This window comes from Moraxella catarrhalis, from assembly GCF_001632285.1.
GTDB lineage: Bacteria > Pseudomonadota > Gammaproteobacteria > Pseudomonadales > Moraxellaceae > Moraxella > Moraxella catarrhalis.
Genome location: NZ_LWAH01000011.1, coordinates 46184 through 70658, shown reverse-complemented (window position 1 = coordinate 70658; position 24475 = coordinate 46184). Strand labels below are relative to the sequence as shown.

21 protein-coding genes and 4 tRNA genes are annotated in these 24475 nt (G+C 42.9%); 19 read left to right on the top strand and 6 right to left on the bottom strand.

Translation table 11 applies throughout. The features are described from left to right. Nucleotide 1: 1 nt before the first annotated feature. Both A4U55_RS01760 and A4U55_RS01755 read left to right on the top strand, forming a co-directional pair. Entirely contained in the window at nucleotides 2-886 is an 885-nt protein-coding gene (locus A4U55_RS01760) for a class II glutamine amidotransferase (RefSeq protein ID WP_003660453.1), read from the top strand. Beyond that, on the top strand, nucleotides 883-1779 hold the full coding sequence (locus A4U55_RS01755) for a DUF3025 domain-containing protein (RefSeq protein ID WP_063453944.1): 897 nt from the start codon (nucleotides 883-885) through the stop codon (nucleotides 1777-1779). The genes A4U55_RS01760 and A4U55_RS01755 overlap by 4 nt, the downstream gene beginning before the upstream one ends. Nucleotides 1780-1868: 89 nt before the next feature. Here A4U55_RS01755 and A4U55_RS01750 read toward each other — a convergent pair whose 3' ends face one another. The 4 genes from A4U55_RS01750 to gltX all read right to left on the bottom strand — a co-directional run bounded on the left by A4U55_RS01750 (nucleotide 1869) and on the right by gltX (nucleotide 4608). Then, nucleotides 1869-2543, bottom strand: coding sequence for a metal-dependent hydrolase (locus A4U55_RS01750; RefSeq protein ID WP_003660455.1), 675 nt, complete (start codon nucleotides 2541-2543; stop codon nucleotides 1869-1871). Nucleotides 2544-2651: 108 nt separating this feature from the next. Continuing rightward, nucleotides 2652-2727 (bottom strand) — tRNA-Glu (locus tag A4U55_RS01745). 121 nt (nucleotides 2728-2848) lie between these two features. After that, nucleotides 2849-2924, bottom strand: a tRNA-Ala gene (locus tag A4U55_RS01740). Nucleotides 2925-3084: 160 nt separating this feature from the next. Further along, nucleotides 3085-4608, bottom strand: a complete 1524-nt coding sequence (gltX, locus tag A4U55_RS01735) for a glutamate--tRNA ligase (RefSeq protein WP_369801715.1) — start codon at nucleotides 4606-4608, stop codon at nucleotides 3085-3087. A gap of 260 nt (nucleotides 4609-4868) precedes the next feature. Here gltX and rsmH point away from each other — a divergent pair, with 260 nt between their 5' ends. The 13 genes from rsmH to infB all read left to right on the top strand — a co-directional run bounded on the left by rsmH (nucleotide 4869) and on the right by infB (nucleotide 19319). Continuing rightward, complete coding sequence (gene rsmH / locus A4U55_RS01730) at nucleotides 4869-5861, top strand: 16S rRNA (cytosine(1402)-N(4))-methyltransferase RsmH (protein ID WP_003664973.1); 993 nt, start codon at nucleotides 4869-4871, stop codon at nucleotides 5859-5861. Between the two features lie 29 nt (nucleotides 5862-5890). Continuing rightward, nucleotides 5891-6241 carry a cell division protein FtsL gene (gene ftsL / locus A4U55_RS01725; RefSeq protein WP_003657301.1) on the top strand — a complete coding sequence of 117 codons (351 nt, stop codon included), beginning with the start codon at nucleotides 5891-5893 and terminating at the stop codon, nucleotides 6239-6241. Nucleotides 6242-6244: 3 nt separating this feature from the next. Next, nucleotides 6245-8203 carry a peptidoglycan D,D-transpeptidase FtsI family protein gene (locus tag A4U55_RS01720; RefSeq protein WP_003660461.1) on the top strand — a complete coding sequence of 653 codons (1959 nt, stop codon included), beginning with the start codon at nucleotides 6245-6247 and terminating at the stop codon, nucleotides 8201-8203. Between the two features lie 35 nt (nucleotides 8204-8238). Next, nucleotides 8239-9801, top strand: a complete 1563-nt coding sequence (locus A4U55_RS01715; RefSeq protein WP_003657306.1) for a UDP-N-acetylmuramoyl-L-alanyl-D-glutamate--2,6-diaminopimelate ligase — start codon at nucleotides 8239-8241, stop codon at nucleotides 9799-9801. Nucleotides 9802-9822: 21 nt separating this feature from the next. Further along, nucleotides 9823-11307 carry a UDP-N-acetylmuramoyl-tripeptide--D-alanyl-D-alanine ligase gene (locus A4U55_RS01710; protein WP_063453943.1) on the top strand — a complete coding sequence of 495 codons (1485 nt, stop codon included), beginning with the start codon at nucleotides 9823-9825 and terminating at the stop codon, nucleotides 11305-11307. 17 nt (nucleotides 11308-11324) lie between these two features. Then, entirely contained in the window at nucleotides 11325-12422 is a 1098-nt protein-coding gene (gene mraY / locus A4U55_RS01705; protein WP_003657308.1) for a phospho-N-acetylmuramoyl-pentapeptide-transferase, read from the top strand. 193 nt (nucleotides 12423-12615) lie between these two features. After that, the gene (gene tpiA / locus A4U55_RS01700; protein ID WP_003657309.1) at nucleotides 12616-13368 is read left to right on the top strand and encodes a triose-phosphate isomerase; all 753 of its coding nucleotides are present in this window, start codon (nucleotides 12616-12618) and stop codon (nucleotides 13366-13368) included. A gap of 38 nt (nucleotides 13369-13406) precedes the next feature. Next, complete coding sequence (gene secG, locus A4U55_RS01695; protein ID WP_003657310.1) at nucleotides 13407-13709, top strand: preprotein translocase subunit SecG; 303 nt, start codon at nucleotides 13407-13409, stop codon at nucleotides 13707-13709. Nucleotides 13710-13760: 51 nt separating this feature from the next. Next, a tRNA-Leu gene (locus A4U55_RS01690) sits at nucleotides 13761-13845 on the top strand. Between the two features lie 173 nt (nucleotides 13846-14018). Continuing rightward, nucleotides 14019-14095 (top strand) — tRNA-Met (locus A4U55_RS01685). 251 nt (nucleotides 14096-14346) lie between these two features. Next, a complete protein-coding gene (gene rimP / locus A4U55_RS01680) occupies nucleotides 14347-14844 on the top strand; it encodes a ribosome maturation factor RimP (RefSeq protein WP_003657311.1) in 498 nt (165 codons plus the stop codon). A 99-nt stretch (nucleotides 14845-14943) separates the two neighbouring features. Beyond that, nucleotides 14944-16425: a transcription termination factor NusA gene (gene nusA, locus A4U55_RS01675; RefSeq protein ID WP_003657312.1), complete on the top strand. Its 1482-nt coding sequence runs from the start codon at nucleotides 14944-14946 to the stop codon at nucleotides 16423-16425. A gap of 155 nt (nucleotides 16426-16580) precedes the next feature. Beyond that, the gene (infB, locus tag A4U55_RS01670; RefSeq protein ID WP_003657313.1) at nucleotides 16581-19319 is read left to right on the top strand and encodes a translation initiation factor IF-2; all 2739 of its coding nucleotides are present in this window, start codon (nucleotides 16581-16583) and stop codon (nucleotides 19317-19319) included. 240 nt (nucleotides 19320-19559) lie between these two features. Here infB and A4U55_RS01665 read toward each other — a convergent pair whose 3' ends face one another. Then, nucleotides 19560-20066 (bottom strand): YsnF/AvaK domain-containing protein, encoded by a 507-nt coding sequence (locus A4U55_RS01665; protein WP_003657315.1) that lies wholly within the window; start codon nucleotides 20064-20066, stop codon nucleotides 19560-19562. Nucleotides 20067-20245: 179 nt separating this feature from the next. Next, nucleotides 20246-21094, bottom strand: a complete 849-nt coding sequence (locus A4U55_RS01660) for a DUF2382 domain-containing protein (RefSeq protein ID WP_003669881.1) — start codon at nucleotides 21092-21094, stop codon at nucleotides 20246-20248. 592 nt (nucleotides 21095-21686) lie between these two features. On the opposite strand from A4U55_RS01660, the gene A4U55_RS01655 reads away from it, so the two are divergent. The 4 genes from A4U55_RS01655 (at nucleotide 21687) to rpsO (ending at nucleotide 24281) form a co-directional block, all read left to right on the top strand. Beyond that, nucleotides 21687-22112, top strand: coding sequence for a ribosome-binding factor A (locus tag A4U55_RS01655; protein ID WP_003657318.1), 426 nt, complete (start codon nucleotides 21687-21689; stop codon nucleotides 22110-22112). Then, nucleotides 22112-23044, top strand: a complete 933-nt coding sequence (truB, locus tag A4U55_RS01650) for a tRNA pseudouridine(55) synthase TruB (protein ID WP_063453958.1) — start codon at nucleotides 22112-22114, stop codon at nucleotides 23042-23044. The genes A4U55_RS01655 and truB overlap by 1 nt, the downstream gene beginning before the upstream one ends. A 111-nt stretch (nucleotides 23045-23155) precedes the next feature. Then, the gene (locus A4U55_RS01645) at nucleotides 23156-23803 is read left to right on the top strand and encodes an opacity family porin (RefSeq protein WP_036336020.1); all 648 of its coding nucleotides are present in this window, start codon (nucleotides 23156-23158) and stop codon (nucleotides 23801-23803) included. Between the two features lie 208 nt (nucleotides 23804-24011). After that, on the top strand, nucleotides 24012-24281 hold the full coding sequence (rpsO, locus tag A4U55_RS01640) for a 30S ribosomal protein S15 (protein WP_036331213.1): 270 nt from the start codon (nucleotides 24012-24014) through the stop codon (nucleotides 24279-24281). The last annotated feature ends 194 nt before the right edge of the window (nucleotides 24282-24475 follow it).

Genomic DNA, 24475 nt, shown 5'->3' with positions numbered 1-24475 from the left:
CATGTGTCAACTGCTTGGAATGAATGCCAATACACCCACTGACATTGGATTTAGCTTTACAGGGTTTAGAAAGCGTGGCGGACTTACCGACTATCATGAAGATGGCTTTGGCATTGTCTTTTTTGAGCGGACAGCATTGGGTGATATTGGGCTTCGTCAGTTTCATGATGATAAACCCAGCCATTTATCGCCTGTGGCTGATTTGGTGAATCATTATCCCATTGAAGCGATGAATGTGATTGCCCATATTCGCAAGGCAACCACAGGGGGTCATGGACTGGCCAATATTCATCCTTTTGTGCGAGAAGTTTGGGGAGAACAATGGGCATTTGCCCATAATGGGCAGATGAGCGATGGCTTTATTCGTCGCACCCAAAGGCTGATGACTAATGGTAATGCAGAACATTATGCACCTGTTGGCACCACAGACAGTGAGCTTGCGTTTTGTTATCTCTTAAACCGCCTAAAAGCAACCTTTAAAACACGCCCAACTGATGAGATGTTGTTTGCTTTTTTGACGGCACAGTGCCGATATTTGGCGGCAAATGGGCTGTTTAATTGCTTAATTTCAAATGGCAATTGGCAATTGGCGTATGCAGGCAGTTTGTTATTTTATTTGACACGCAAAGCACCCTTTGGTGAGGCGACGCTGTCTGATGGCGAGATGACGGTGAATTTTAGTGATGTAACTACTGATAAAGATAAGGTCACGATTTTGGTAACCATTCCGTTGACTGACAATGAGCAATGGCAGCAATTAGCGGTGGATGAATGTATCGTTTTTCACGATGGTGAGATGGTGTTCAAAGACACCCCAAGCAAAAAAACTTATCTAAGCATTGAAGAAGGCATAAAGCTGGCATGCAGTGTGGGAGCTAGCGTATGAAAGATATCAAAGGCATCGCTCAAGCTGAGCTGGACTTTTGGCCAAGTTTTCAGCAAATCAACCAAGCCATGCCTCATCTGATGCCCTATGCTGATATTCATCGAGCCTTTGGTGAAACCTATCAAGGGGGGCATTTGTCAGTATGGATAAATGATTATTTTCAATTATCTAATATTTATCCCTGTCTACAGGTGGCAAATACACCGCTTCAATTCACCGCTCAAGATGATTTGCCACATGGCACAGCATACGAAATGTACATTCATCAAACCGCCAAAATTCCCACGCGTGACAATCTGCATGATTGGTTTGGGGCGTGCGTTTGGTCAGTATTTCCAAAAACCAAATCCATGCTAAATGCCAAGCATATTGCGCATTTTGCTCATCAAAACACAAGCAATGGTCGAAATCGTGTGCGTGATACCATTACAGTTTTTGATGAAAATGGGGCAATTTTTGTGGTCAGCGAAGACACCATTGGCACTCAGATTGGTGATGCCTTGGTGGCATTTGATTGGCAAAATTGTTTGGTGAATACACGCCAATATTGGTACCATCTGTTACAGCCAGATACGCACGCCAAAGTATTTGTCTTTGGGCATGCGCTGCTTGAGCAACTGATTTCACCTTATAAATCCTTATGTGCCCACACGCTTATCGTGCATGTACCCAAAGCGTTTTTTGAGCTATCGCAGCCTGAGCAATTAAAGCGTATCGACGAGATATTATGCAATCAATTAAATGATTTTTTGGTGGAGGGTGTGACACCAAAGCATTTGCATCCATTGCCAATTTTAGGTGTACCACATTTTTGGGATAATGCCGATCCAAGCTTTTATCAAGATGCGTTTGTTTTTCGTGCAGGTCGGCAAAAGCAGGCAAAAACCACATAGGTTTTATCATCATTGATTAATCCGTCTTATTAGGCTAAAGTGCGAAATGACAGCTTAACCAGCTGCTCATCAAGGTACTGCTTGCCATTTTATGTGCCAAAACGACCCAATGCTCGGATAAAATCGGCTGATGATGGTGCAACATAAATTAAAACCAAAATAATGACATATAAAAAAATATAACCAAACGGTTTTTTTATCTCAAAAAATTTAAAGGCAGTACCAGCTGATTTTTTGAGCCTTAAGCCATAAATATTGACGCCATAAATTTCATCCAAGATCAAATGAATCAGCGCACCCATGAATAAGGCAGCACCAAATAGCCAGCTGACAAATGCCGTCAATTTTAGTCCATAAAACGCCCCACATACCAATAGTAGCCCAAACATTGCCATATAAGGCACAGAATGCACCATACCACGATGGACTGTTAGGCGACTAAAAGTGCCAAATAAGCCAAGCCTGAGTAATAAAAACGCACCCATCCACAAAATCAAAGAGTCAATCAAAAGCCTGTCAGCATGATAGCGGTTGGCGTATAAAATGGTGATTAGTGTCGAGACGACCAATGAGGCGATTAAAAAGCCTTGAGAAGCAGGCTTTGAGTGGTCAAGATCAATATCAGGCAACAGGCTGCCTAATGTCCCAACAGCCAAACAAAGCACCGCTGTCGTTAAGCCATATAATTCAAAATAAAAACCAAAAGCGGCGATGATGGTACTGCCAATAACACCAGCGGTGAGATGTGTATGAAAATTTGCCATAATTTAATTTAAACTGTGCTTTAACCAAAACTTTAAAGCAAAAATAAATCAACAAAAAAGCCAGTCATGTGATCAGACTGGCTATTTGCTTCTTTGTAAGAAAAATATTGGCATCCCATAGGGGATTCGAACCCCTGTTACCGCCGTGAAAGGGCGGTGTCCTAGGCCTCTAGACGAATGGGACGCAAGTAAAAGTACTTAGACTTTTAAATAAAGCAGTCACTATTTTTAAATTAAAAAAATGAGTAACTGCCAAAAATGTAAGAAATTGCCTAGGTGCTTACATTTTTGTACGAGATTAGTTATGGTGGAGCTAAGCGGAGTCGAACCGCTGACCCCTTGCATGCCATGCAAGTGCTCTACCAACTGAGCTATAGCCCCATACTAAGCTAATGACAGCGTATTATACAGAATAAATTTGAGCCGTCAAGCATTTTTTGCATTTTTTAAGCATTTTTTCAAAAATACAGGCAAAATACAGACCTTGAGTACTATGGCATAAAGTGGATTAACTAACCGTCATGGCATAAGGCTTTGGTATTTAGGCTAAAAAATTAGGCAGAGATTTATTTTTCTCTTCTAATTTTTTGAGTTTTTTCTTGCCTAATCCACCAAGTATCTCACAAGCGTGCCGTAAGCGTGCCAAAGTCATATCTGCACCGATGATGTGCATGGAATTCATCACAGGTGTGCTTGAGGTCGAGCCTGCAATCGCCACAAAAAATGGCTGCATAAAATCTTTTAATTTAATGTCAAAATGTGCCGCCAAGCCTTTAAGGGTTTGGTAAATATTCTCTTCGCTCCAAATGGGCAAGTTTTCTAATTGCCAAGTCGCCAAATATAAAATTTCTAATATCTGCTCATTATCTAGGCTTTTGTAGGCAAAATCTTCGGCAGTGATGGCGGGTAAATTTTGAAAATAAAAACCTGCCCAGTTGATTGCATCGGATAATAAATTAATGCGTGGCTGAATGGCACGAGCGATGGCGGTGAGTTTAGTGTCATCGCTTGCCCATGCCAAGATTTTATTTTTTAGGTCGTCAACGGATAATGTCCGCAGATATTCACCGTTGAGCCAGTATAGCTTTTCAATATCAAAGACAGGACCGCCCAAGGAAATACGCTGGATATCAAAGCTTTGAATCATCTCATCTAGGGTGAATTTTTCTTGTTCATTTGGCAAACTGTAACCCATGCGACCCAGATAATTCATCAATGCCTCAGGGAGTATGCCTGCATCTCGATAGTAGGTAATGGAGGTTGGATTTTTACGCTTAGACAGCTTAGATTTATCGGGGTTTCTAAGTAGTGGCATATGACAAAGCTCTGGCATTTGCCAGCCAAAATATTCATATAACAGCTGATGCTTGGGTGCTGAGGGCAACCACTCTTCACCACGCAAAACATGGGTGATTTGCATCAAATGGTCATCAACCACATTGGCAAGATGGTAAGTCGGCAGACCGTCAGTTTTTAGCAAAACCTGCATATCTACCTGTTCCCAAGGAATGACAACTTCACCACGCAGCATATCTTTGATGGTACAAACGCCGTTTGATGGTACACGCATACGAATCACAAATGGTTTGCCTTGGGCGACCAACGCATCTGATTCTTCTCGTGATAAATTGGCATAGCGACCATCGTATTTAACGGGCAAACCTGCTGCCATCTGTGCTTCTCGCATGGCATCAAGTTCTTCGGGTGTGCAAAAACAGCGAAATGCATGTCCATCATCTAACAGCTGCTCGGCGTATTTTTTATAAATATCGGCACGTTCAGATTGACGATAAGGCGCATGCGGGCCGCCCACATCCGGACCTTCTGCCCAAGATAATCCAGCCCATTTTAGTGCATCTAGAATCATTTGTTCAGATTGCTTAGTAGAACGGACTTGGTCGGTATCTTCGATGCGTAAAATAAATTCACCACCCATGGATTTGGCGAATACTAAGTTAAACAGTGCAATATAAGCGGTGCCTACATGAGGAAAGCCAGTTGGGCTTGGTGCGATTCGGGTGCGTACAGGTCGTGTCATGATTTTCTCTAACTTAGGAAAACGAATTGTTTGTGCTATGATAACAAATCGCCACAGTTTTTGGTAGAGACAGTCACACGCTTTATAAAATGATGAAAAATATTGAAAAATGTACAAACAATACAATAACGTACACAAAAAATTTTGATAAACTTCCCACAACTCTTTGATTTATTGATAAAATAGTAAGGTTATGTTCCCATCTGATGATATTTTATTCGGCGAATAGATATCTAAGCAACTGGCATAGCATTCATCATTTTTGCTAAATAACCACAGTGAGCACCATGTCAAACACCATTTCCACCTCTGATGAATTTAGTCATACGACGGTTTTGTTACCAGAAACAGTTGCGATGGTGCTTGGTGTCAAACAATTAAACGATGTCACTTCAAAAGTTTCAGGTGTGTATGTGGATGCCACTTTTGGGCGTGGTGGACATAGCCAGCTTTTGCTTGAATATTTGGCACCTGAGGCAACTTTGGCGGTCTTTGATAAAGACCCAGAAGCCATCGCTGTCGCCAAAAGTCTGGCAGCACAAGATACACGCATTAAGGTTGTGCATGACAGCTTTGCTCACTTAACAAAAAATTTACAGGCATTGGGTATTGATAAAATTGATGGTTTGATGGCGGATTTGGGTGTCTCAAGCCCCCAGTTAGACGATGGAACTCGTGGCTTTAGTTTCATGCGTGATGGCGTAGTTGATATGCGTATGGATACCACACGAGGTGAGCCTGTCTCTGAGTGGTTACAGCGTGTATCGGCGGATGAGCTGGCTGATGTGTTGTATGAATATGGCGAAGAACGCCATTCTCGCAAGATTGCCCGAGCGATTAAGTCCATGCAAAATTACACTTCCACACGACAATTAGCCGAAGTCATCAAGCAAGCCCATCCTGCATGGCAAAAAGGCAAACATCCTGCCACTCAAAGCTTTCAAGCAATGCGTATTTTTATTAATAATGAGCTTGGAGATGTGGAGGCATTTTTGGCACAAAGTATCGGGGTGCTAAAAGCAGGTGGTATGCTTGCGGTGATTAGTTTTCATTCGCTTGAAGATCGTTTGATTAAGCAGTTTTTGCAGCGTCACAGTCGTGGACAGTATGAAGAAGATGCACGCCTGCCGATCATCCCTAAGCGTCCAAAATATTTTGGTAAACCAAAGCGTATTGGGCCTTGTGATCAGGAAGTTAAAGCCAATCCCAGAGCTCGCAGTGCGTGGCTGCGTGGTGCTGTGCGTAGTGATGTCGCTTTGGTGGCACAAGACGAAGATTGATATATTTTATTTGATAGGTGGCGATTTTCATGAGCAACACTCCTTTGATGACAACACTCAACTCAAGCATGACTTGGGTTTTGCGTTTGGTGTTGGCGGTTTTGGTTGTGATGATTTTTGCAACCGCTTTGGGCATCGTCACCCAAACCCAAGAGCGACACGAAGCCTATATTGAATTACAAAAACGCAGTCGTGAATTAAATGAGCTAAAAATTGAAGAGCAAAGGTTGATGATTGAGCAGCAAACATTCAGTGCCACGCCGCAAGTTGCTCAGCGTGCCGTCAGTGAGCTTGGAATGTTTTTTCCGACCAATGAAAACCGCCGTGTCATTACGCCGAGTGCTAAGCCTGACTCTGAGCCAAGCCAAAATAGCGAGTAAAGCATGACCAAACAAAGAAAAAATCCAAAAACTGGCTCAGCGACGACAGCAGCGTCTTTACACCGTCCAAAGGCGTCTGCCAAGACTTTTGGGATTTTAACCAAAAAACGCATCAAAAAATCTGGCGCTAATTTGGCTGGTGGCAAGCAAGATGCTTGGCGATATTTGATCATTGGGGGGTTGATGCTGTGTATATTTATGGCGATTTTTGCACGCGCATTTTATCTACAGATCGTCAATCCGCAGTTTTTTATTGATAAAGGTGATGAGTTGATTACGGGCAAACGCATTGAACCTGCGTATCGAGGTGTCATCACAGATCGTGAAGGTGCACCTTTGGCTGCCAATGCACCATTATATACGGTATTTTTTGATCCTTATGCCTATGCCGAAGAATATTATCGCTTGGACAATGAAATAAAAACCACCAAAAGTGAAACCGCCAAACAAAAAGCACTCAAAAAACTCAAAGAAATGGACTTGGTTAGGTTGGCAGCGGCGGCAAATTATCCGCTTGAAAAACTTGAAGCGGCTGTTGGGATTGATCATACACTTGACACCTCTAATAGCCAAAAAGTCAAAGAAGCTTTACCAAAAGGTGCAAGCTCACGCCGTTTGGTGCTATTAAACCGTGTATCACCTGAAGTTGCCAAATCCGTCACAGATTTGGGGTTATTTGCCATTGGTCGTGAGCAGTATTTTCAACGCTACTATTTACAAGCTGAACCCAATGCACAGCTTTTGGGTTATATGGCTCAGTCAAGTGACGAGACTCAAGGCGGCTATATTGGGCGTGCAGGCATTGAGGCTAAATATAATGAGCGTTTGGCGGGCAAAGATGGCAAGGTACAGATTTTGCGTGGTACTGGTCGGCAGCCCATTCAAGAGATTGAGCAAATTGAACCGCTTATTGAAGGCGAAAACATTCGCTTAACAATTGACTCACGATTGCAGTATGTGCTTTATAAAGAGCTTGAGCAGGTTGGGCGTTTGCAGTCGGCGCGTTCAAGCTCAGGCATGGTGGTTGATGTTAAGACGGGCGAAGTGTTGGCGATGGGGTCATGGCCATCTTTTAATTCTAATAATTTGTCCGAACGAGATGGTGCTAACGAAAGAAACCGCCCCGTGCTTGATGTGTTTGAGCCAGGTTCGGTGATGAAACCGTTCACAGTGGCCGCCGCACTTGAATCTGGCAAATACACCACAAATTCTGTGATTGATACAAGCCCAGGCAGTATGTCGGTAGGTGGATATACGATCCGAGATAGTGGTAATTATGGCGTCATCACGCTAGATAAACTGATCCAAAAATCCAGTAATGTTGCCTCAACAAAAATTGCGTTAAATTTACCGACTGATGCCATCGCTAATATGCAGCTTAAATTTGGCTTTGGCCGCAAGACGGCACTGGATTTCCCTGCTGAGGCATCGGGACGAGTTAGCATTCCAAAAGAGCGTGAGCTGGCACGCCGTGCAACACTAAGTTATGGCTATGGTCAGCAAGTGACATTGGCACAGTTGGCCCAAGCTTATGCAGCACTTGGCAATCGGGGGCTGATGCAGCCATTAAAACTTGTTAAAGATCAAAAAACGCCCGAACCTACCCAAGTCATTCATGCAGGTCATGCCGAAGCCATTGTGCGTATGATGGAGCTTGTGACAGGACCAGGTGGCACAGGTCAAGCCGCTGCCATCAATGGCTACCGTGTGGCGGGTAAAACAGGTACCAGTCGGCGTACCAATCCACAAGGTGGTTATTATACCGATCAGCATCGTGCGATTTTTGTGGGCTTGGCACCTGCGTCAGATCCACGCTTTGTGGTGTCAATTTTGGTTGAAGATCCACGCCGCCAATCGTATGCAGGCCAAGTATCAGCACCCGTATTCCACCAAGTGATGAAAGAGGCACTGCGCTTATATAATGTGCCTTATGATAAGCCTTTACGGGTTTTAGCACCCTAAACTGACCGATGAATTTAGCTGATTAAGGATGTATGATGATGCCAATAAGTTTTCGTGAAGTGATCCAAAAAGCGGTGGCCACCCCCCATACTGTGGCGGCAGAACTTGGTTTGATGACACTTGAGTCTGTGTTTGCACCGATTTTGGCGTGTCAATTTGACCAATTTTGTTTGGATAGTCGTAAGATTGGTACAGATGATGGTTTTGTACTGTTAAAAAGTAGTCGTCAAGATGCTCAGACAAACCTAAATAATGCCAATCGTTATCTTATGTCGGTCAAAGACAGTGCGGCATTTGTCATCAGTGAGTTTGATTTGGTGGGACTGGATTTAGATGGCATACAAATTCCTATCGTTAGCGTGCCAAATATTCGCACCTATTTGGGTGATTTGATTGCTGCTCGCCTTCAGCTACATCATGCCGTGGCATTGCCCAAGATTATTGCGGTAACAGGTACGAATGGCAAAACCACAGTCAGTCAGCTGATCGCACAGCTTTGTCAAGCGTCTGGCATCAGCTCTGCTGTGATGGGGACGGCAGGTAATGGACGATTGGGTCAGCTGATCCAGTCCGCCAACACCACAGGCGATGTGTTATTGACACATACATTTATCCATCAAATGGCACAAGAAGGCGTACAAATGATTGCACTTGAGGCAAGCTCGCATGGGCTTGATCAGTATCGCTTACAAGGCGTACCAATTATCGGTGCTATCTATACCAATTTATCCCGAGATCATTTGGATTATCATGCTGATATGGCGTCTTATCGTGATGCCAAAGCCAAGCTTTTTGATCAATCATTGTTCCCAACACTAAGATTTGGTGTGGTGAATTTAGATGATGAGCCTGCTTTGTTTGATTATGAGGCGGCAGATTTTCAGATAATTGGATATAGCCAACAAAAGCCAAACGCTGATTTTTATGCCAAAGCAGTACGCCCAAGCCTTGATTGTGTTGAGATTGAGGTACAAACATCTCAAGGTGAGATGACGGCGATAAGTCCTTTGCTTGGGTTGTTTAATGTGGATAATTTGCTTGCCAGTATGGCGGCATTTACGGCTTTAAACCCTGCAAGGGCAGCAGATTTGCCAAATTTGATTACTCAATTACAAGGTGCAAGAGGGCGTATGCAGCGTGCGTCATCTCAGACGGGTGCTTTTATTATTGATTATGCACACACGCCCGACGCACTTAAGCAGGTCTTATCAAGCCTGCGTCGCCACTGTACAGGCCGGCTAATTGCCGTCTTTGGGTGCGGTGGTGATCGTGATCGAGGTAAACGCCCGCAGATGACCCAAGCAGGTTTGGCGTATGCAGATCAAGTGATTTTGACTGCTGATAATCCGCGTTCTGAATCGCCATCTGCCATCTTAGCAGATATGCAAAAAGGGCTGTCTTGTGAGGATCATTATAAAATCATCATCGAGCCTGATCGAAAAAATGCCATCGAATTGGCGGTTAAAACCGCAGGCAAAACTGATATCGTTGTGATTGCAGGTAAGGGGCATGAAACTTATCAAGAAATCCAAGGCGTGCGTTATGATTTTGATGATTTGGCAGTATTGGGTGAGTTTTTACAAAAATATCAAAAATAAAAAGTAATAAAAGGCAATCGCATGACAAATTCAAGTGCATATTTTTGGAACCAAGATAACCTAAAACAAGCCACACAGGGGCAGTGGCATCACAGTGATAAGGCTGAGATTGACGCTCGTCGTATTGTGACTGATACACGCCAAATCCAAGCAGGCGATGTTTTTTTGGCAATCAAAGGTGAGCGATTTGATGCGCATGATTTTATCCAAAATGCGTATCAGCAAGGTGCATCTGCGGCGATTGTTGAGCGTGTTGTTGATTGCGATATGCCACAGCTTTTGGTGGCAGATACTAAGCTTGTTTTGGGGAATTTGGGTAAGTTTCGGCGAGACGCTCACCCTGATTTGACGGTCATTGCCTTGACTGGTTCTAGTGGCAAGACGACGACCAAAGAGATGATTGGTGCTATTTTAAGTCAAATTGCACCGACGCTCATCACGCGTGGCAATTTAAATAATGATCTTGGCGTGCCGATGATGTTGCTTGAGCTGACTGATGAGCATCGTTTTTTGGTGATAGAGCTTGGGGCAAATCATTTGGGTGAGATTGCTTATACAGCGTCAATGGTGCGTCCTGATGTGGCGTTGATACTAAATATCGGTACAGCGCATTTGGGTGAGTTTGGTGGTCGGGCTAATATTGCGTGTGCCAAATCAGAGATTTATTCGGCACTGACCAGTCAGGGCGTGGCAATTTTACCGTTTTCAGATGACTTTTATCCAGAGCTTTTAAAGCAAGCGTCTCAATTTACAAAGCTGCATTTATCGTTTGGTGAGCGTGCCGTGCCGATTGAGCAAGCGGGGCTTGAAGCGACGGATCAAGCTATGCTTAAAGCCGAAGGTATCAGCTCGGTGCTGATGATGGGGGATTTATTTGCTGATGATATCGAAACTTTTGCCACGCACAGCACATTTACTCTAAATACCAATATTGATATTGATCAAATTGACAGCTTGCCTGTTCATCTACCGTTCATTGGTGAGCATAATGTGGCGAATGCGTTGGCGGCAGCTTCGGCGACTTTTGCACTGGGCGTACCACTTGAACAAATCGCCAAAGGGCTTCTGCGTGCGACGCCACCTAAGGGTCGTTTGATGCGTCTGTCAATGGATGGATATCACATTATTGATGATACTTATAATGCCAACCCAACTTCCATGCTCGCTGCAGCAAAAGTGCTTGAAGCTGAATTAGACACTAAGATATTGGTGCTTGGTGATATCTTTGAGTTAGGAGATGCGGCAGATGATGAGCATACCAAACTGGGGCATCAGTTGGCTTTACTTGAGATTGATCATGTATTGACTTTGGGCAATCACATGGCACACACTGCCGCTGCAATCAATGAACAAAAATCCATTGCCAGACATTATACAGATAAGCCAAGTCTTTTAAAGGATTTGCGTCAATTATTATCACATGGTTCCGCCACCGTGTTATTTAAAGGGTCTCGTGGCATGGCAATGGAGAGCCTGATTGCTGATTTGACCGCTTGTAACCATTAACAAATTAAGGATGCTTCATGTTGTATTGGCTATTACAGCAAACAGACATTGCCATCGGTTCATTGACTTTGCGGGCACTGCTTGCGGTGATTACATCGCTGCTTATTGTTATCATTGGTGGTAAGCCTGTGATTCATTATCTGCGTACCTTAAAATACGGTCAAGCCGTGCGTGATGATGGACCAAAAACTCACCTTGCCAAACAAGGCACGCCTACGATGGGCGGGGTGCTGATTTTGGTGGCGATTGGTATTGCTACCTTGGCATGGGCGGATTTAGGCAATCCTTATGTTTGGATTTTAATGGTGGTCATGGTCATTTTTGGTGCAGTTGGCTGGGCAGATGATTGGCTAAAAATCAAGCACAAAAACCCCCAAGGACTGATTGCTCGCAAAAAATATTTTTGGCTATCGGTCGGCTCGCTATTTGCTGGCTGTTCGATGTATTACATCGCCACACAGCAAGATACCAATACCATGATCGCCATGCAAGACATGCTAATCCCACTGTTTAAAGACATTGTGATTCCGTTTTCAGCGATCCCATTGGGTTTGGGATTTATTATTGCGACTTATTTTGTGTTGGCAGGCTCATCTAATGCGGTGAATCTGACAGATGGTTTGGATGGATTGGTGATTTTACCCGTAGTTTTGGTCGCAGCAGGCTTGGGCGTTTTTGCTTATATTTCTGGCTCGCCACATTTTGCTGATTATATGCATGTGCCTTATATTGCTTATAATGCTGAGGTTACCATCGTCTGTGCTGCCATGATTGGCGCAGGCTTGGGCTTTCTTTGGTATAATGCAGCACCCGCCGATGTATTTATGGGCGATGTGGGTGCATTGAGTCTTGGGGGTATGCTTGGTACCATTGCTGTGATGACTCGCCAAGAGTTGGCGTTTGCGATCATGGGCGGTATCTTTGTGGCTGAAGCGGTATCGGTGATTTTACAGGTTGGTTCTTATCGTCTGCGTAAACAACGCATTTTTTTGATGGCACCTTTACATCATCATTTTGAAGAGCTTGGACTCAAAGAAACCAAAGTAGTCGCGCGTTTTTATATTGTGTGTATTATTTTGGTGGTGCTTGGACTGATGACCTTAAAATTACGCTAAATTTGCCACCAATTCACCGATGAGCCTTGTGTCCTTTTGGTAAGTGCGTTAAGGTGAGTTTAATGGCAGATTGGTTGATAAAATTTTAAAAACTTTTAGGGAGATTGACCAAGTTGGGCTATAATAGCGAGTTCGTTTGGGTGTATTTGCTCATCGACTGTCTGAACTTTAAAGCTTTATAGGGATAACGACTATGAATGTACAAAGATGCGTCATCGGCAATTGGAAATTAAACCCAGCAACCAAGTCGGCGGCACATGAGCTGGCACAGGGCTTGAGTGGTATAGCCTGTGATGCGGTCAGGGTTGGCTGTACACCAAGTTTTACCCATGTATCGACTGTGGCAGGTGTATTGGCAGGTACACCGATTTGGGTGGGTGCTCAAGATATTTGTGCATATACCCAAAGTACGGGGGCGTATACGGGTGATGTGTCTGCTGAGCAGCTGAGTGATTTGGGCGTAGGCTTTGTCATTATTGGGCATTCTGAGCGTCGCAACTATTATCGTGAAGATCACAGCTTATTGGTTGAGAAAATGAAGCACGCATTTGCTGCAGATTTGAGCGTTGTGTTTTGTATTGGTGAGACCAAAGAGCAATATCAAGACAATCAGACCTTATCAGTACTTGATGATCAGTTATCGGTATTACAAACCTTTCGTGTGCCACGGGGCAAGCTTATCATTGCTTATGAACCTATTTGGGCGATTGGCACAGGTCTGACACCCAGCACTCAAGAAGTCATCGCAACCCATGCGCATATTAAGTCAGTCTTAGCATCGTATCACTTTGAAGGCGTCAGTGTGCTTTATGGTGGCTCGGTGAATGAGCAAAATGCTGCTGAATTTGCTCAAGCTGAAGGTGTTGATGGGGCATTGGTCGGAGGTGCTTCTTTAAAATTGGATACCTTTGCACAGATTATTGCTGCATTTGAGTCAGCATCGTAGCTTATTTTATTTTTGTATACCATACGATTGGGAAATTTATGCTTACAATTCTTTTAGCCATTCATATTATTATTGCCATTGTCATGGTGGGTTTTATTTTGATTCAACATGGTAAAGGTGCCGATGCAGGCGCATCTTTTGGCTCAGGTGCAGCAGGTACAGTTTTTGGTGCGGCAGGGTCGGCAAACTTTCTAACACGCACAACCGCAGTGCTTGCGACAATCTTTTTTGCAACAAGCCTTGCACTGGCTCACTTCGCCCAAAAACAAGCCGAAGATCAGTTACGCTTGGATGTGCCAGCCGTTGTCAGCGAGACACCGAATACCCCGCCAATTAAGTAATGATTTTGCTTGCACTTGACAGATTTTTTGGGTAGAATACTCCGATATTTTGCGATCGTGGTGGAATTGGTAGACACGCTATCTTGAGGGGGTAGTGCTTCACGGCGTGAGGGTTCAAGTCCCTCCGATCGCACCAAATTCAATTTCTGGCTTATCTTTAGGGATTTTTTGCTTGAATTAGGCATCAATCACTGCCGATAGATATGAATCACTCATAGACTTGACTGGCAGCCAGATTGCTTAGCTAAAAATTTTTAAAAATTGCTTGACATTAAAAAAATAGTCTATATAATAGACATTCTAAATTGATGCGGGGTGGAGCAGTCTGGTAGCTCGTCGGGCTCATAACCCGAAGGTCGTTGGTTCAAATCCAGCCCCCGCTACCATTTTTAAAATCCTAAGCGTTGCCAAATTACAATCTTAGGTAGCTTAATATCTTGAATTAAGCTGTCGGCTGGTATTATGATTGCCCACCAACCTTGTGTTATGTGGGTTTTTTTATATCTAAAACAAATTCATCACTGAAATAACGCTTATCACTCATGATGGGTTATACGATGTTATAATAGTGCTTTATAGACTGTTGTGATAAGTACCGCCGTTTTGTAAATATTATTTTAGGAATTATCATTCAATCATGAAACCATCAAGCAAAATTGCTGAGCTGACCGAATTGATTGCCCCTGCGGTAGCTGCCTGCGGTGTTGATTTGTGGGGCATTGAGTTTATGCCCCAAGGTCGCAAATCATTACTGCGTATTTATATTGAATCACTGCCCGAAAATCGAGCGGCAGGCGAGCATGTGACCATTGAGGATTGTTCAGCGGTTAATCATCAGGTTTCTGGTGTATTAGATGTTCACGATCCAATTGCGGGCGAATATGTCCTAGAGGTGTCAAGTCCGGGTTTTGATCGTCCTTTATTTACGCGTGAGCAGGTAGCGGCATATGTGGGTGAGACGATCAATTTGCGATTAATCCATGCCATTGGTAGCGGTGATACGAAACGCCGCAAAGTAGTGGGTCGCTTGACCTGCGTGGGCGAGGATAGCATGACAGTGATCACCGAAGATAAGCTTGAATTTAATATTGCATTTGATAGCGTGGATAAAGCACATTTGGTGTACGAAGACTGATTTATTTGGTCTAATGCCTGTCATATGAGATTGCATGGTGAAGTGATGCAATCATTGCATAAAAATTAATCAATATCAATTAACCCAAAGGATCTACAGATGAGTCGTGAAATTTTGACTGTGGTTGAGACCGTCAGTAACGAAAAAGGACTAAATCCTGAAGATATTTTTGAGGCGATTGAGCAAGCGCTTGTCGTCTCAACCAAGAAAAAAGTCTATACTGAGCAGCCTGAAGTTGCCATCCGTGTACATATTGATCGCAAAACGGGCAATTATGATACATTTCGTTATTGGACAGTGGTTGCTGATGAAGATCATGAGATGCCAGCGTGTCAGCTTGCGATCAGTGATTTGGACGAAAACGAATGGCAGATTGGTGATGTCAAAGAAGAACAAATTGAGTCGATTGAATTTGGTCGTATCGCTGCCACGCAAGCCAAACAAGTAATCATTCAAAAAATCCGTGAAGCTGAAAGAGCGTTGGTTGCCGATGCGTTTGAGTCACGCATTGGTGATTTAATCAGTGGTGAAATTAAAAAACAAAGCCGTGATGCTTATATTGTGGATTTGGGTGAAGGCGGTGAAGGTTATTTGGCAAAAGATCAGACATTGCCGCGTGAGACATTGCGTGTCAAAAGCCGAGTTTCTGCCATCTTATCTCAGGTCAATCGTGATGGTCGTAGCCCACAGCTGATGTTGTCACGGACCAGCAATGAGATGCTGATTGCTTTGATGAATAAAGAAGTGCCAGAGATTAGTGAGCAGATTATTGAGATTCGTGATGTGGCTCGCTTACCTGGTTTACGCGCTAAAATTTCGGTAAAAACCAATGATCACCGTATTGATCCTGTGGGTGCGTGTATTGGTATGCGTGGTACGCGTATTCAAGCTGTACAACAGGAGCTAGATGGTGAACGCATTGATGTGATTGTTTGGAATGAAGATCCGGCACAATATATCATCAGTGCGCTTGAGCCTGCTGATGTCATTGGTCTTGTGCTTGATGAAGATGCTAAAACTGCTGAAGTGATTTTTGCAACGAATGATCAATTAGCCCGTGCCATTGGATCTCAAGGTCAAAATGTTCGCTTGGCTTCTGAATTAACTGGCTACAAGCTGAACATGATTTTGGAGTCTGAATACAGCGAGCGCCAAGCTTCTGAAAATCAAGCAGTGATTGACCTATTTTATGAACGCTTGGAGCTTGATCGTGATTTGGCTGAAGTGTTGGCGGAAGTGGGTTTTGCCGATATTGAAACTGTGGCGTATGCACCAGTAGAGGAATTCTATGAAATTGATGGCTTAGATGATGAAACCATTACTGCCATCCAAGAGCGTGCCAAAGAAGTCATCATCAGTGATGAAATTGCCAAGCAGCAAAATATCAAAGAGCCAAGTGCCGAGCTTTTGGCTTTAGAAGACATGACGCCAGCAATCGCTTACAAATTGGCCGAGCGTGATATCATTACGCTGGATGATTTGGCAGAGCAAGCCATTTTTGATATCGAAGATATCGAGGGCTTGAACAGCCAAAGTGCTGGAAAATTCATTATGGCAGCACGCCAATCATGGTTCGAATAATCATGAGTGTAGCGGTCGTAGGCGTACAGCAATGAGCGTACAGCCATTAAAATAACTTTGCCAAGCCTAAAGGTTTGGCAGACAATACATAAGTGGGCAGTGTTTGGCAGTTGTGCCAAGCCCACTTGCCAAACCAAAACAATTAGGTGATATGAATGGCAAAAACAGTTAAACAACTTGCACAAACTTCAAAAACAACAACCGAAACCATCCTAAAACAACTTGCCGATGCTGGTCTACCAAGTCGTGGCGAAAATGATCTTGTTACCGATAGCGAGCAAGATAAACTGGTGGCTTTTTTAAAGCAAAGCCATGGTGAAAAACCCAAATCTCGCATCAGTTTAAAATCCAAAACTACCTCAACCGCTCAAGTGACAGGCACATCAGGTAAGGCAAAAACGGTCAATGTCGTGCGTACCAAAAAAGTCGTCTATGACAAACCAGATCCAGCTAAGATTGAAGCGAAAATCGCAGCCCAAGCTAAGGCTGCCGAAGAAGCACGCCTAAAAGCTGCCGAAGAAAAACAAGCTGCCGAACGCAGCAAAAAAGAAGCAGCCGAGCGTCAAGCGGCAACCTTGGCTGCGATGCGTGCAAGCAGTGAGCCTGTAAAAAATCATGAGGTTAATGCGACGGTTGTCGTCAAAAAGATAAAAAATCCAGAAGACGCCAAGCCTGCTGATAAAGCAGAAAAAACCGATAAGAAAAAACCTGCCAAACCCATCAAAAAAGAATCGGCAACTGACAAAAAAGCGCGTGAAGCTCGTGAAGCAGAAGAAGAGCGTTTGCGTCAGATGGAGGCAGAAACACGCCGTAAAGCTGCCGAAGAAGCTCAAAAACGCACACTTGAGCAGATGAAACAAATGGCGTCTCGCTATAGCGATGCTGATGACGGTGCGACTGCCGCTATTGTTCGTACCAAAGACGATGCACCGTTGGCTGATGGCTTGGTGGGTGCTGCGCTTGAAGAATCATTTGAAAAAGAGCGTCGTGAAATTAAACGAGGTGCAACAGGCACTGCTGGCAAAGGCGGTAAAAAAAGCCGCAAAGGTCAGCAAGAAGAGCGTGAAATGAAAACCCGTGCAAAGGGCTTAAAATCATCTCAAGCCAATAAACATAAATTTGAAATGCCTGTTGAAAAAATCGTCCATAATGTTGAGGTTGGTGAAAATATCGTTTTATCCGATTTGGCACAAAAAATGGCGGTTAAGGTGCGTGAAGTCATCAAATCACTGATGAAGATGGGTGAGATGGTGCGTGAGTCAGACAGTATCGATCAAATGACCGCTGCACTTGTCATCGAAGAATTTGGCCATAACTTTGTACCGATCAGCGATACCCAGCTAGAAGATGATTTACAAGTCGCTGTTGATGAAAAATCAGGTAATGTCCAAACACGCCCACCTGTAGTAACCATCATGGGTCATGTTGACCATGGTAAGACATCGCTTTTGGATAAAATCCGCACTACTAAAGTTGCAAGCGGCGAAGCAGGCGGTATTACTCAGCATATCGGTGCATATCATGTAACAACAGATCGTGGTCTAATTACCTTTTTAGATACCCCAGGCCATGCTGCTTTTACCGCCATGCGTTCTCGAGGGGCTCAAGCAACAGATATCGTGGTGCTTGTGGTTGCTGCTGATGACGGCATGATGCCACAAACCGAAGAGGCCATCGATCATGCTCGTGCTGCAGGGACACCGCTCATTGTTGCGATTAACAAGATGGATAAAGATACCGCCGATCCAGATCGTGTGATTAATGAGTTGTCCGTCAAAGAAGTCATTCCAGAAGAGTGGGGTGGCGATACTCCTATGGTTAAAGTCTCTGCCAAATCGGGTATGGGTATTGATGAGCTTTTGGAGGTTATTAGTATCCAAGCAGAACTGATGGAGCTTGAGGCACCGATTGATGGTGCTGCCCAAGGTGTGGTGATTGAATCACGCTTGGATAAAGGACGAGGTGCTGTGGCAAGCTTATTGGTTAAGCGAGGTACATTAAATCAAGGTGATTTGGTTTTGGCAGGCGAATACTATGGTAAGGTTCGTGCCATGACTGATGAAAATGGTCAACGCATCAAAACCGCAGGCCCATCAATTCCTGTTGAGATTTTGGGTCTACCAGAAGCACCCGCAGCAGGCAGTGAATTTTTAGTGGTATCTGATGAGAAAAAAGCCCGTGAAGTTGCTGATTTTCGGGCAGCACGGGAGCGTGAACGCACGCTTGATCGTCAAAATAAAATGCGACTTGATACCTTATTTGAAAGTATGGGATCGGCAGAAGTTGCAACTTTGAATATCATCTTAAAAACAGATGTCCGTGGTTCACTAGAAGCGTTATTAAATGCATTAGACGAACTTTCAACTGATGAAGTTAAAGTGCGTGTGATCAGCTCAGGCGTTGGTGCGATTACCGAATCTGATGTCATCTTGGCAGAATCAAGTGAAGCGGTATTGCTTGGCTTTAATGTCCGTGCTGATAATGCAGGTAAACGCAAGGCAGATGAAGCGGGCATAGATATTCGTTATTATAGCGTTATCTACGGTCTTATTGATGATGTCAAAGCAGCAATGAGTGGCATGCTTGCACCAGAGCATCGTGAGCAGATTTTAGGTATCGCTGAGGTTCGTGATGTCTTCCGCTCAAGTAAATTTGGCGCAGCCGCAGGCTGTATGGTTCAAGAAGGTACTATTTATCGCAATAAGCCAATCCGAGTCTTGCGTGATGACAAAGTCATCTTTACAGGCCATTTACAATCTTTGCGTCGCTACAAAGACGATGTCAATGAGGTAAAAGCAGGTATGGAATGCGGTCTTGCGGTCAAGGGCTATGAGGTTGCCGTGGGTGATAAGATTGAGGTCTTTGAGATCCATGAAGTGAAACGAGAGCTATAATTGTGATGATGGCGTTTGGGTATATTGTTTAAAATCATGCAAGTGATACGCCCAAAAGTTAGTATTTAGTCACTCCATTTAATTATTGATTTTATTTAATAAATTTTAATTAAATTTTTAATAAATTATTGGTCTGATCGTTCAAAAAGATTGGTGTTGATACACCAATCTTTTTTAATTGATATGATATGCCGTTGTATGAGTGAAACAAACTTTTATCTGATAAATCTACCAAATGAATCATTTGGCATAATCTAAGTCATCATTTTGAATCACTAAATTTTCACCTTCTTGTATATCCAGCACTTCTTTTTGTAGCTTGGTGGTAAAAACATGCTCACGCTGAATGGTTTGGGTGTTTAGGTGAATATCTTCAATGGCGTGAGCTGTTTTTGTGACCGTCGCAGTCTCACAATACAACAACATCTCAATTGGTGTATCTGGTGTTAATGAACACACCTGACCGTTGATGGTAATTTTGGCGTGTGTGGCTTTTGTGTTGTCAATAATATTAACCAAGTCATCATCATTTGACAACTGTTCATGAGTTGCCAAAGAGGCATCATCTTGTTGATAGGTGATGACAAGATGTTCTTCAGTTAAGGTGATGGGAATATTAACGGTGCGTGTGTGTATCTTTTTGGATAAAATTACCTTACCTGTATTAACACGCTGTTTTTGAACTTCGGCCCTTTCTTCCAAAAGCTCTAAGGTTTGAGTATCATCAATTGTATGCGGTGTTTTCATTGTCTTATTTCCTTAAAATTTTAGGTCTTTAAAAATTTCTTTGAGATTTGGTTTGGATTAATCAAACCCAGCTTTTCAGTATTGATTAAATTTAAAAAAAGCCAGAGCATTGCCCTGGCTTTTTGGATGCTTGACTGATGCGATTTACTCATTCAAGTCAAAGTTTAGGTTAGGTCAGATTATAGACCACGAGCACGGCGTACTTCATCAGCGGTAATGCCTTCATAGTTGACCACATTGCCATTTTTATCAACCACATTGCCTAAATCATCCACATTAAGCTCTTCACGCTGAATGGTTTCTAAAATGGTTTCTGTACGAGTTTCTGAAGTTTTGCCTAAGGTGACCTCTTCGGTGACATAAGTTTGTTTGGTAACATTGGCTCGCTCAGCTTCTAGCTCAACGCTGATGGTGTCTGCACCCGAATCATTAATACGGCGATCTGTTGGGCGATCTACAGCGGTACGCTCAATGTGAGCATGCTCTTCTTCTAAATCCACTTCCATACGGCGTTCTTCGGTAACCACATGCTTACCAAGGCTAACAATGCCTGCTACGATACGGTCTTTATTGACTGTTAAGCGTTCTTCTAACAATTCTAGCGTATTTGGAGCATGATAATGGCTTTCATCTAACTCAAGACGGCTTTCTGCAGGCAGTGTCTCTGCTGCATAAAATTCACGGTCTTTGTTATATTGTTCTTCATAGGTATAGCTATAATTTTGATCATAGCCTTCCATTGCTTCTACTTGCTCTTTGGTCAGACTGTCAAAATATACCTCATCGCCAACAATGCAAGACAAGCCTGCTGGAACCAAAACCTCTTTTGAGAAGAACCAACCACCAGCATCAACCACTAGGTAGCGAATCTTACCTGTGTCTACCTCGACCAATACATCTTGTACTTTACCAAGTTTTTCTTGACCGATGCCATAAGCAGTTTTGCCAATTGGGTTATAATAGTCATTTCCCAATGCTTCACGGTTGGTAGCTTCAATGTCATACAATCGTACTAACTTACTCACCATACTTCTCCCTTTGTTTTGTTGATCTGATTGATGGCTCAATCAGGATTTCTAATCTTTTTATATACCGCTTAAATTTATATACCGCTTAAACTTCAGATACAAATTTAAACTATCGAGGTAACCTAATATCATCAAAACGATAAAATGATTTATCTTTTCTTTTATCTGTTTTTATCTGTTGGCTACTTCTTGATGTCTAGCGATACTTTTAGTATAAAGAATTTAAAATTTTGTACTAAGCGTTTTTTGTCAATAATTATTATGATTCAATTAACTATTTATAAACCAAAGTAACCCAATGTAACTTTAAGTAAATTTAATAATTTTTTGAAAATTATGTTGATTATCGGTGACTATGGGCAAGCTGATTGATGAAATTTATCGTTTTATCATGCCTTTTATGTAAAAATCGGTGCTACTTTTAACGAGTATGTTGAATGAGTAAGATGACCAAATGCAAAAGCAGACAATAAGATCAATCGGCAAAAATGTCATTCATTGGTTTTATTAAAAAAATGGGCTATACTACCACCATCATACTGAGGTGAATTTTAATAACATTTTATTAATCGTATATCTATTTAGAGGACTTATGAATCAACGATTACAGCGACTTGCTGACCAAATTCAGCGTACTTTAGCCATTTTAATTCGAGATGAGATTAATGACCCACGCTTGACGGGGTTTGTGACCATTTCTAGTGTGAAGGTTAGCCCTGATTTGGGCTATGCTGATGTTTATGTGACGATTTTGGAGCCAAGTCAAGATGGTGGCATGAACAGTGAGGCACATGCTCAAAGCTTAAAAGTACTTAATACCGCTGCTGGATTTTTGCGAACTGAGCTGGCACGCACCATGAAAACACGCACCACGCCACGCTTAAGATTTCATTACGATGAGGTGACCGCCCATGGTAATCGTATGATGAGCTTGGTTGGTCAAGCCATGCAAAAAACCCAAGAAAGTGAAAAAAACTATCTGGATGAAGAGCATCAGTTGGATGATGATAAATCATGATGAATCGGCCGACCAAAAAAGTGGTGATTTCAGGCATTTTATTATTAGATAAACCTGCTGATATCAGCTCACACAGTGCTTTGGCAAAAGCTAAGTATTTATATCAATCCGAGTTGTATGATTCTAAAAAAGCAGGTCATACAGGCACGCTTGACCCTATGGCAACAGGGCTTTTACCGATATGTTTTGGTGAGGCAACCAAATTTGCACAGTATGGGCTTAATGCAGATAAAAGTTATGTCGCACTGTTAAGCTTAGGCGTTAAAACAGATACTGCTGATAGATATGGTCAGGTGATACAACGCACCGATGCACCAAGCTTTAATCAGCAAACACTTAATGGGATTGCCAATGCTTTAATGGGCAAACAAATGCAAGTGCCGCCTATGTATTCCGCCTTAAAAAAAGATGGTAAAAAACTGTATGAATATGCACGATTAGGCAAGGTGGTCGAGCGTGATGCCAGACCTATTATCATACATAATTTGACACTCACAAAACTGGATAATACCACAATTAAACTGATTGTCTCTTGCTCAAAGGGGACTTATGTGCGTGTGCTGGGCGAAAGTGTGGCAGAGCATTTGAACTGTGTGGGGCATTTGATTGCCTTACACCGAACCTGTACAGGTGGATTTGATGTGGCAGATGCGATAAGCCTTGGTGAGTTGGCGAATTCATCTTTGGATGAACGCTTGGGCAGACTTTTGCCCACAGATGCGATGCTTGGTCATTTGCCCATGTTGAGACTGACAACGGATGAGGCGGCACGCATTAAAATGGGGCAACGATTAAATGTCAAAGACCGTCTAGATAGCTTGCTTGAGTTTGATGATGTGTTGCTTGTGCGACTGTATGCCCAAGATATATTTATTGGGCTGGCAGAGGTATCTAAAAGCGGAAGATTACAGCCTAAAAAATTGGTCGCATAACTGATCAGCCTTTCAAGCAGTACTTGACCTTGACGGTTTGGATGATTTTAGTGTAAAATGGTTGAGCTTATCATCAGTATAAGCCGATATAACAATTCATGTGAGTATATGATGAAAAAATTAATTTTAGCAACAGTCTTGGCAGGTCTTTCAACTGCCGCTGCAGCCAATGTTTTGGTTAATAACGGTTATTATGTTCAAGCCGATCTTGGTTATTCAAATCTAGAAGCAAAATATAACGACAATCGACCCAACGACAATAAACTTGAAGATAAAGGTTTGGGCTATGGCATAAGCTTTGGTAAAGATACCGACTTGGCTCGCTATGCCTTAGATTATAAAAATTATGGTAAGATTAATTCTTCTTACACTTATCAACCACAAACGAACACGAGTATCACCTCTTCAGGCGAGCTTAAGGCACAGTCTTTGGGTCTTTCAGCCATTTATGATTTTGATACAGTGTCAGGTTTTACGCCGTATGCAGGTGCTCGTGTGGGCATTAACCAAATAAAAAGCACTGTTTCAACAGTGACAACAACGGCTGCTGCCCAATCAAGAACTACCCACAGTCAAAAACAAGAAAACAAGGTTGGCTTTGGTGTGCTGGCTGGGGCACAATATGCCATCAACCCACAGCTTAGCGTTGATGCTGGCGTTGAGTATAATTATTTGGGTAAGTATGATAAATTGGATACAGACAGCAAGCTTAAGGCTCATCAATATGGTGCGAAAGTAGGTCTGCGTTATAACTTTTAAAATTAGCAAACTGCTGATTTTAAGCTTGCTAAAAAACCCATCGTGCGATATATCGATGGGTTTTTGTAAAAAGTGATAAAAATCAGCAAAACAGCTGACAGCGGTTTAAAAAACTGTTATAATTTATTTTTAGATGCCAAATGGCGTAGGTAAGCTTTAGCAATGCGATGCTTGCCTGAATTTATTTGCATTGCTTAGTAAGGAATGAATGATGTTAACGAATAAAGATCGTGAAGCGGTAATTGCAAAATATCAGCGTGGCGAGAATGATACTGGTAGCCCAGAGGTGCAAGTGGCTTTATTGACCGCTCGCATTAATGACTTACAAGACCATTTCAAAGCACACAAAGCCGACCACCACAGTCGCCGTGGTCTTATCCGCATGGTTAACCAACGCCGTAAGCTATTGGACTACCTAAAAGGTAAAGATTTGAACCGCTATACTGACTTAATCGGTTCATTGGGTCTACGCCGTTAATTTGTCCTTGTGGCATTGGGTTTTTAACCTGTATACGATACCGAAAACGGCGTGCTTTTGCGTGCCGTTTTTTATTAATTATTTGTTTGTTATTTAAATCATCAATTGCATTGAGCATGAATTTAGAACTCTAAGGCATGACATGAAACGATGTTATGCCTTAGGGCTTTAGATTATGCCAATCAATGCCTATT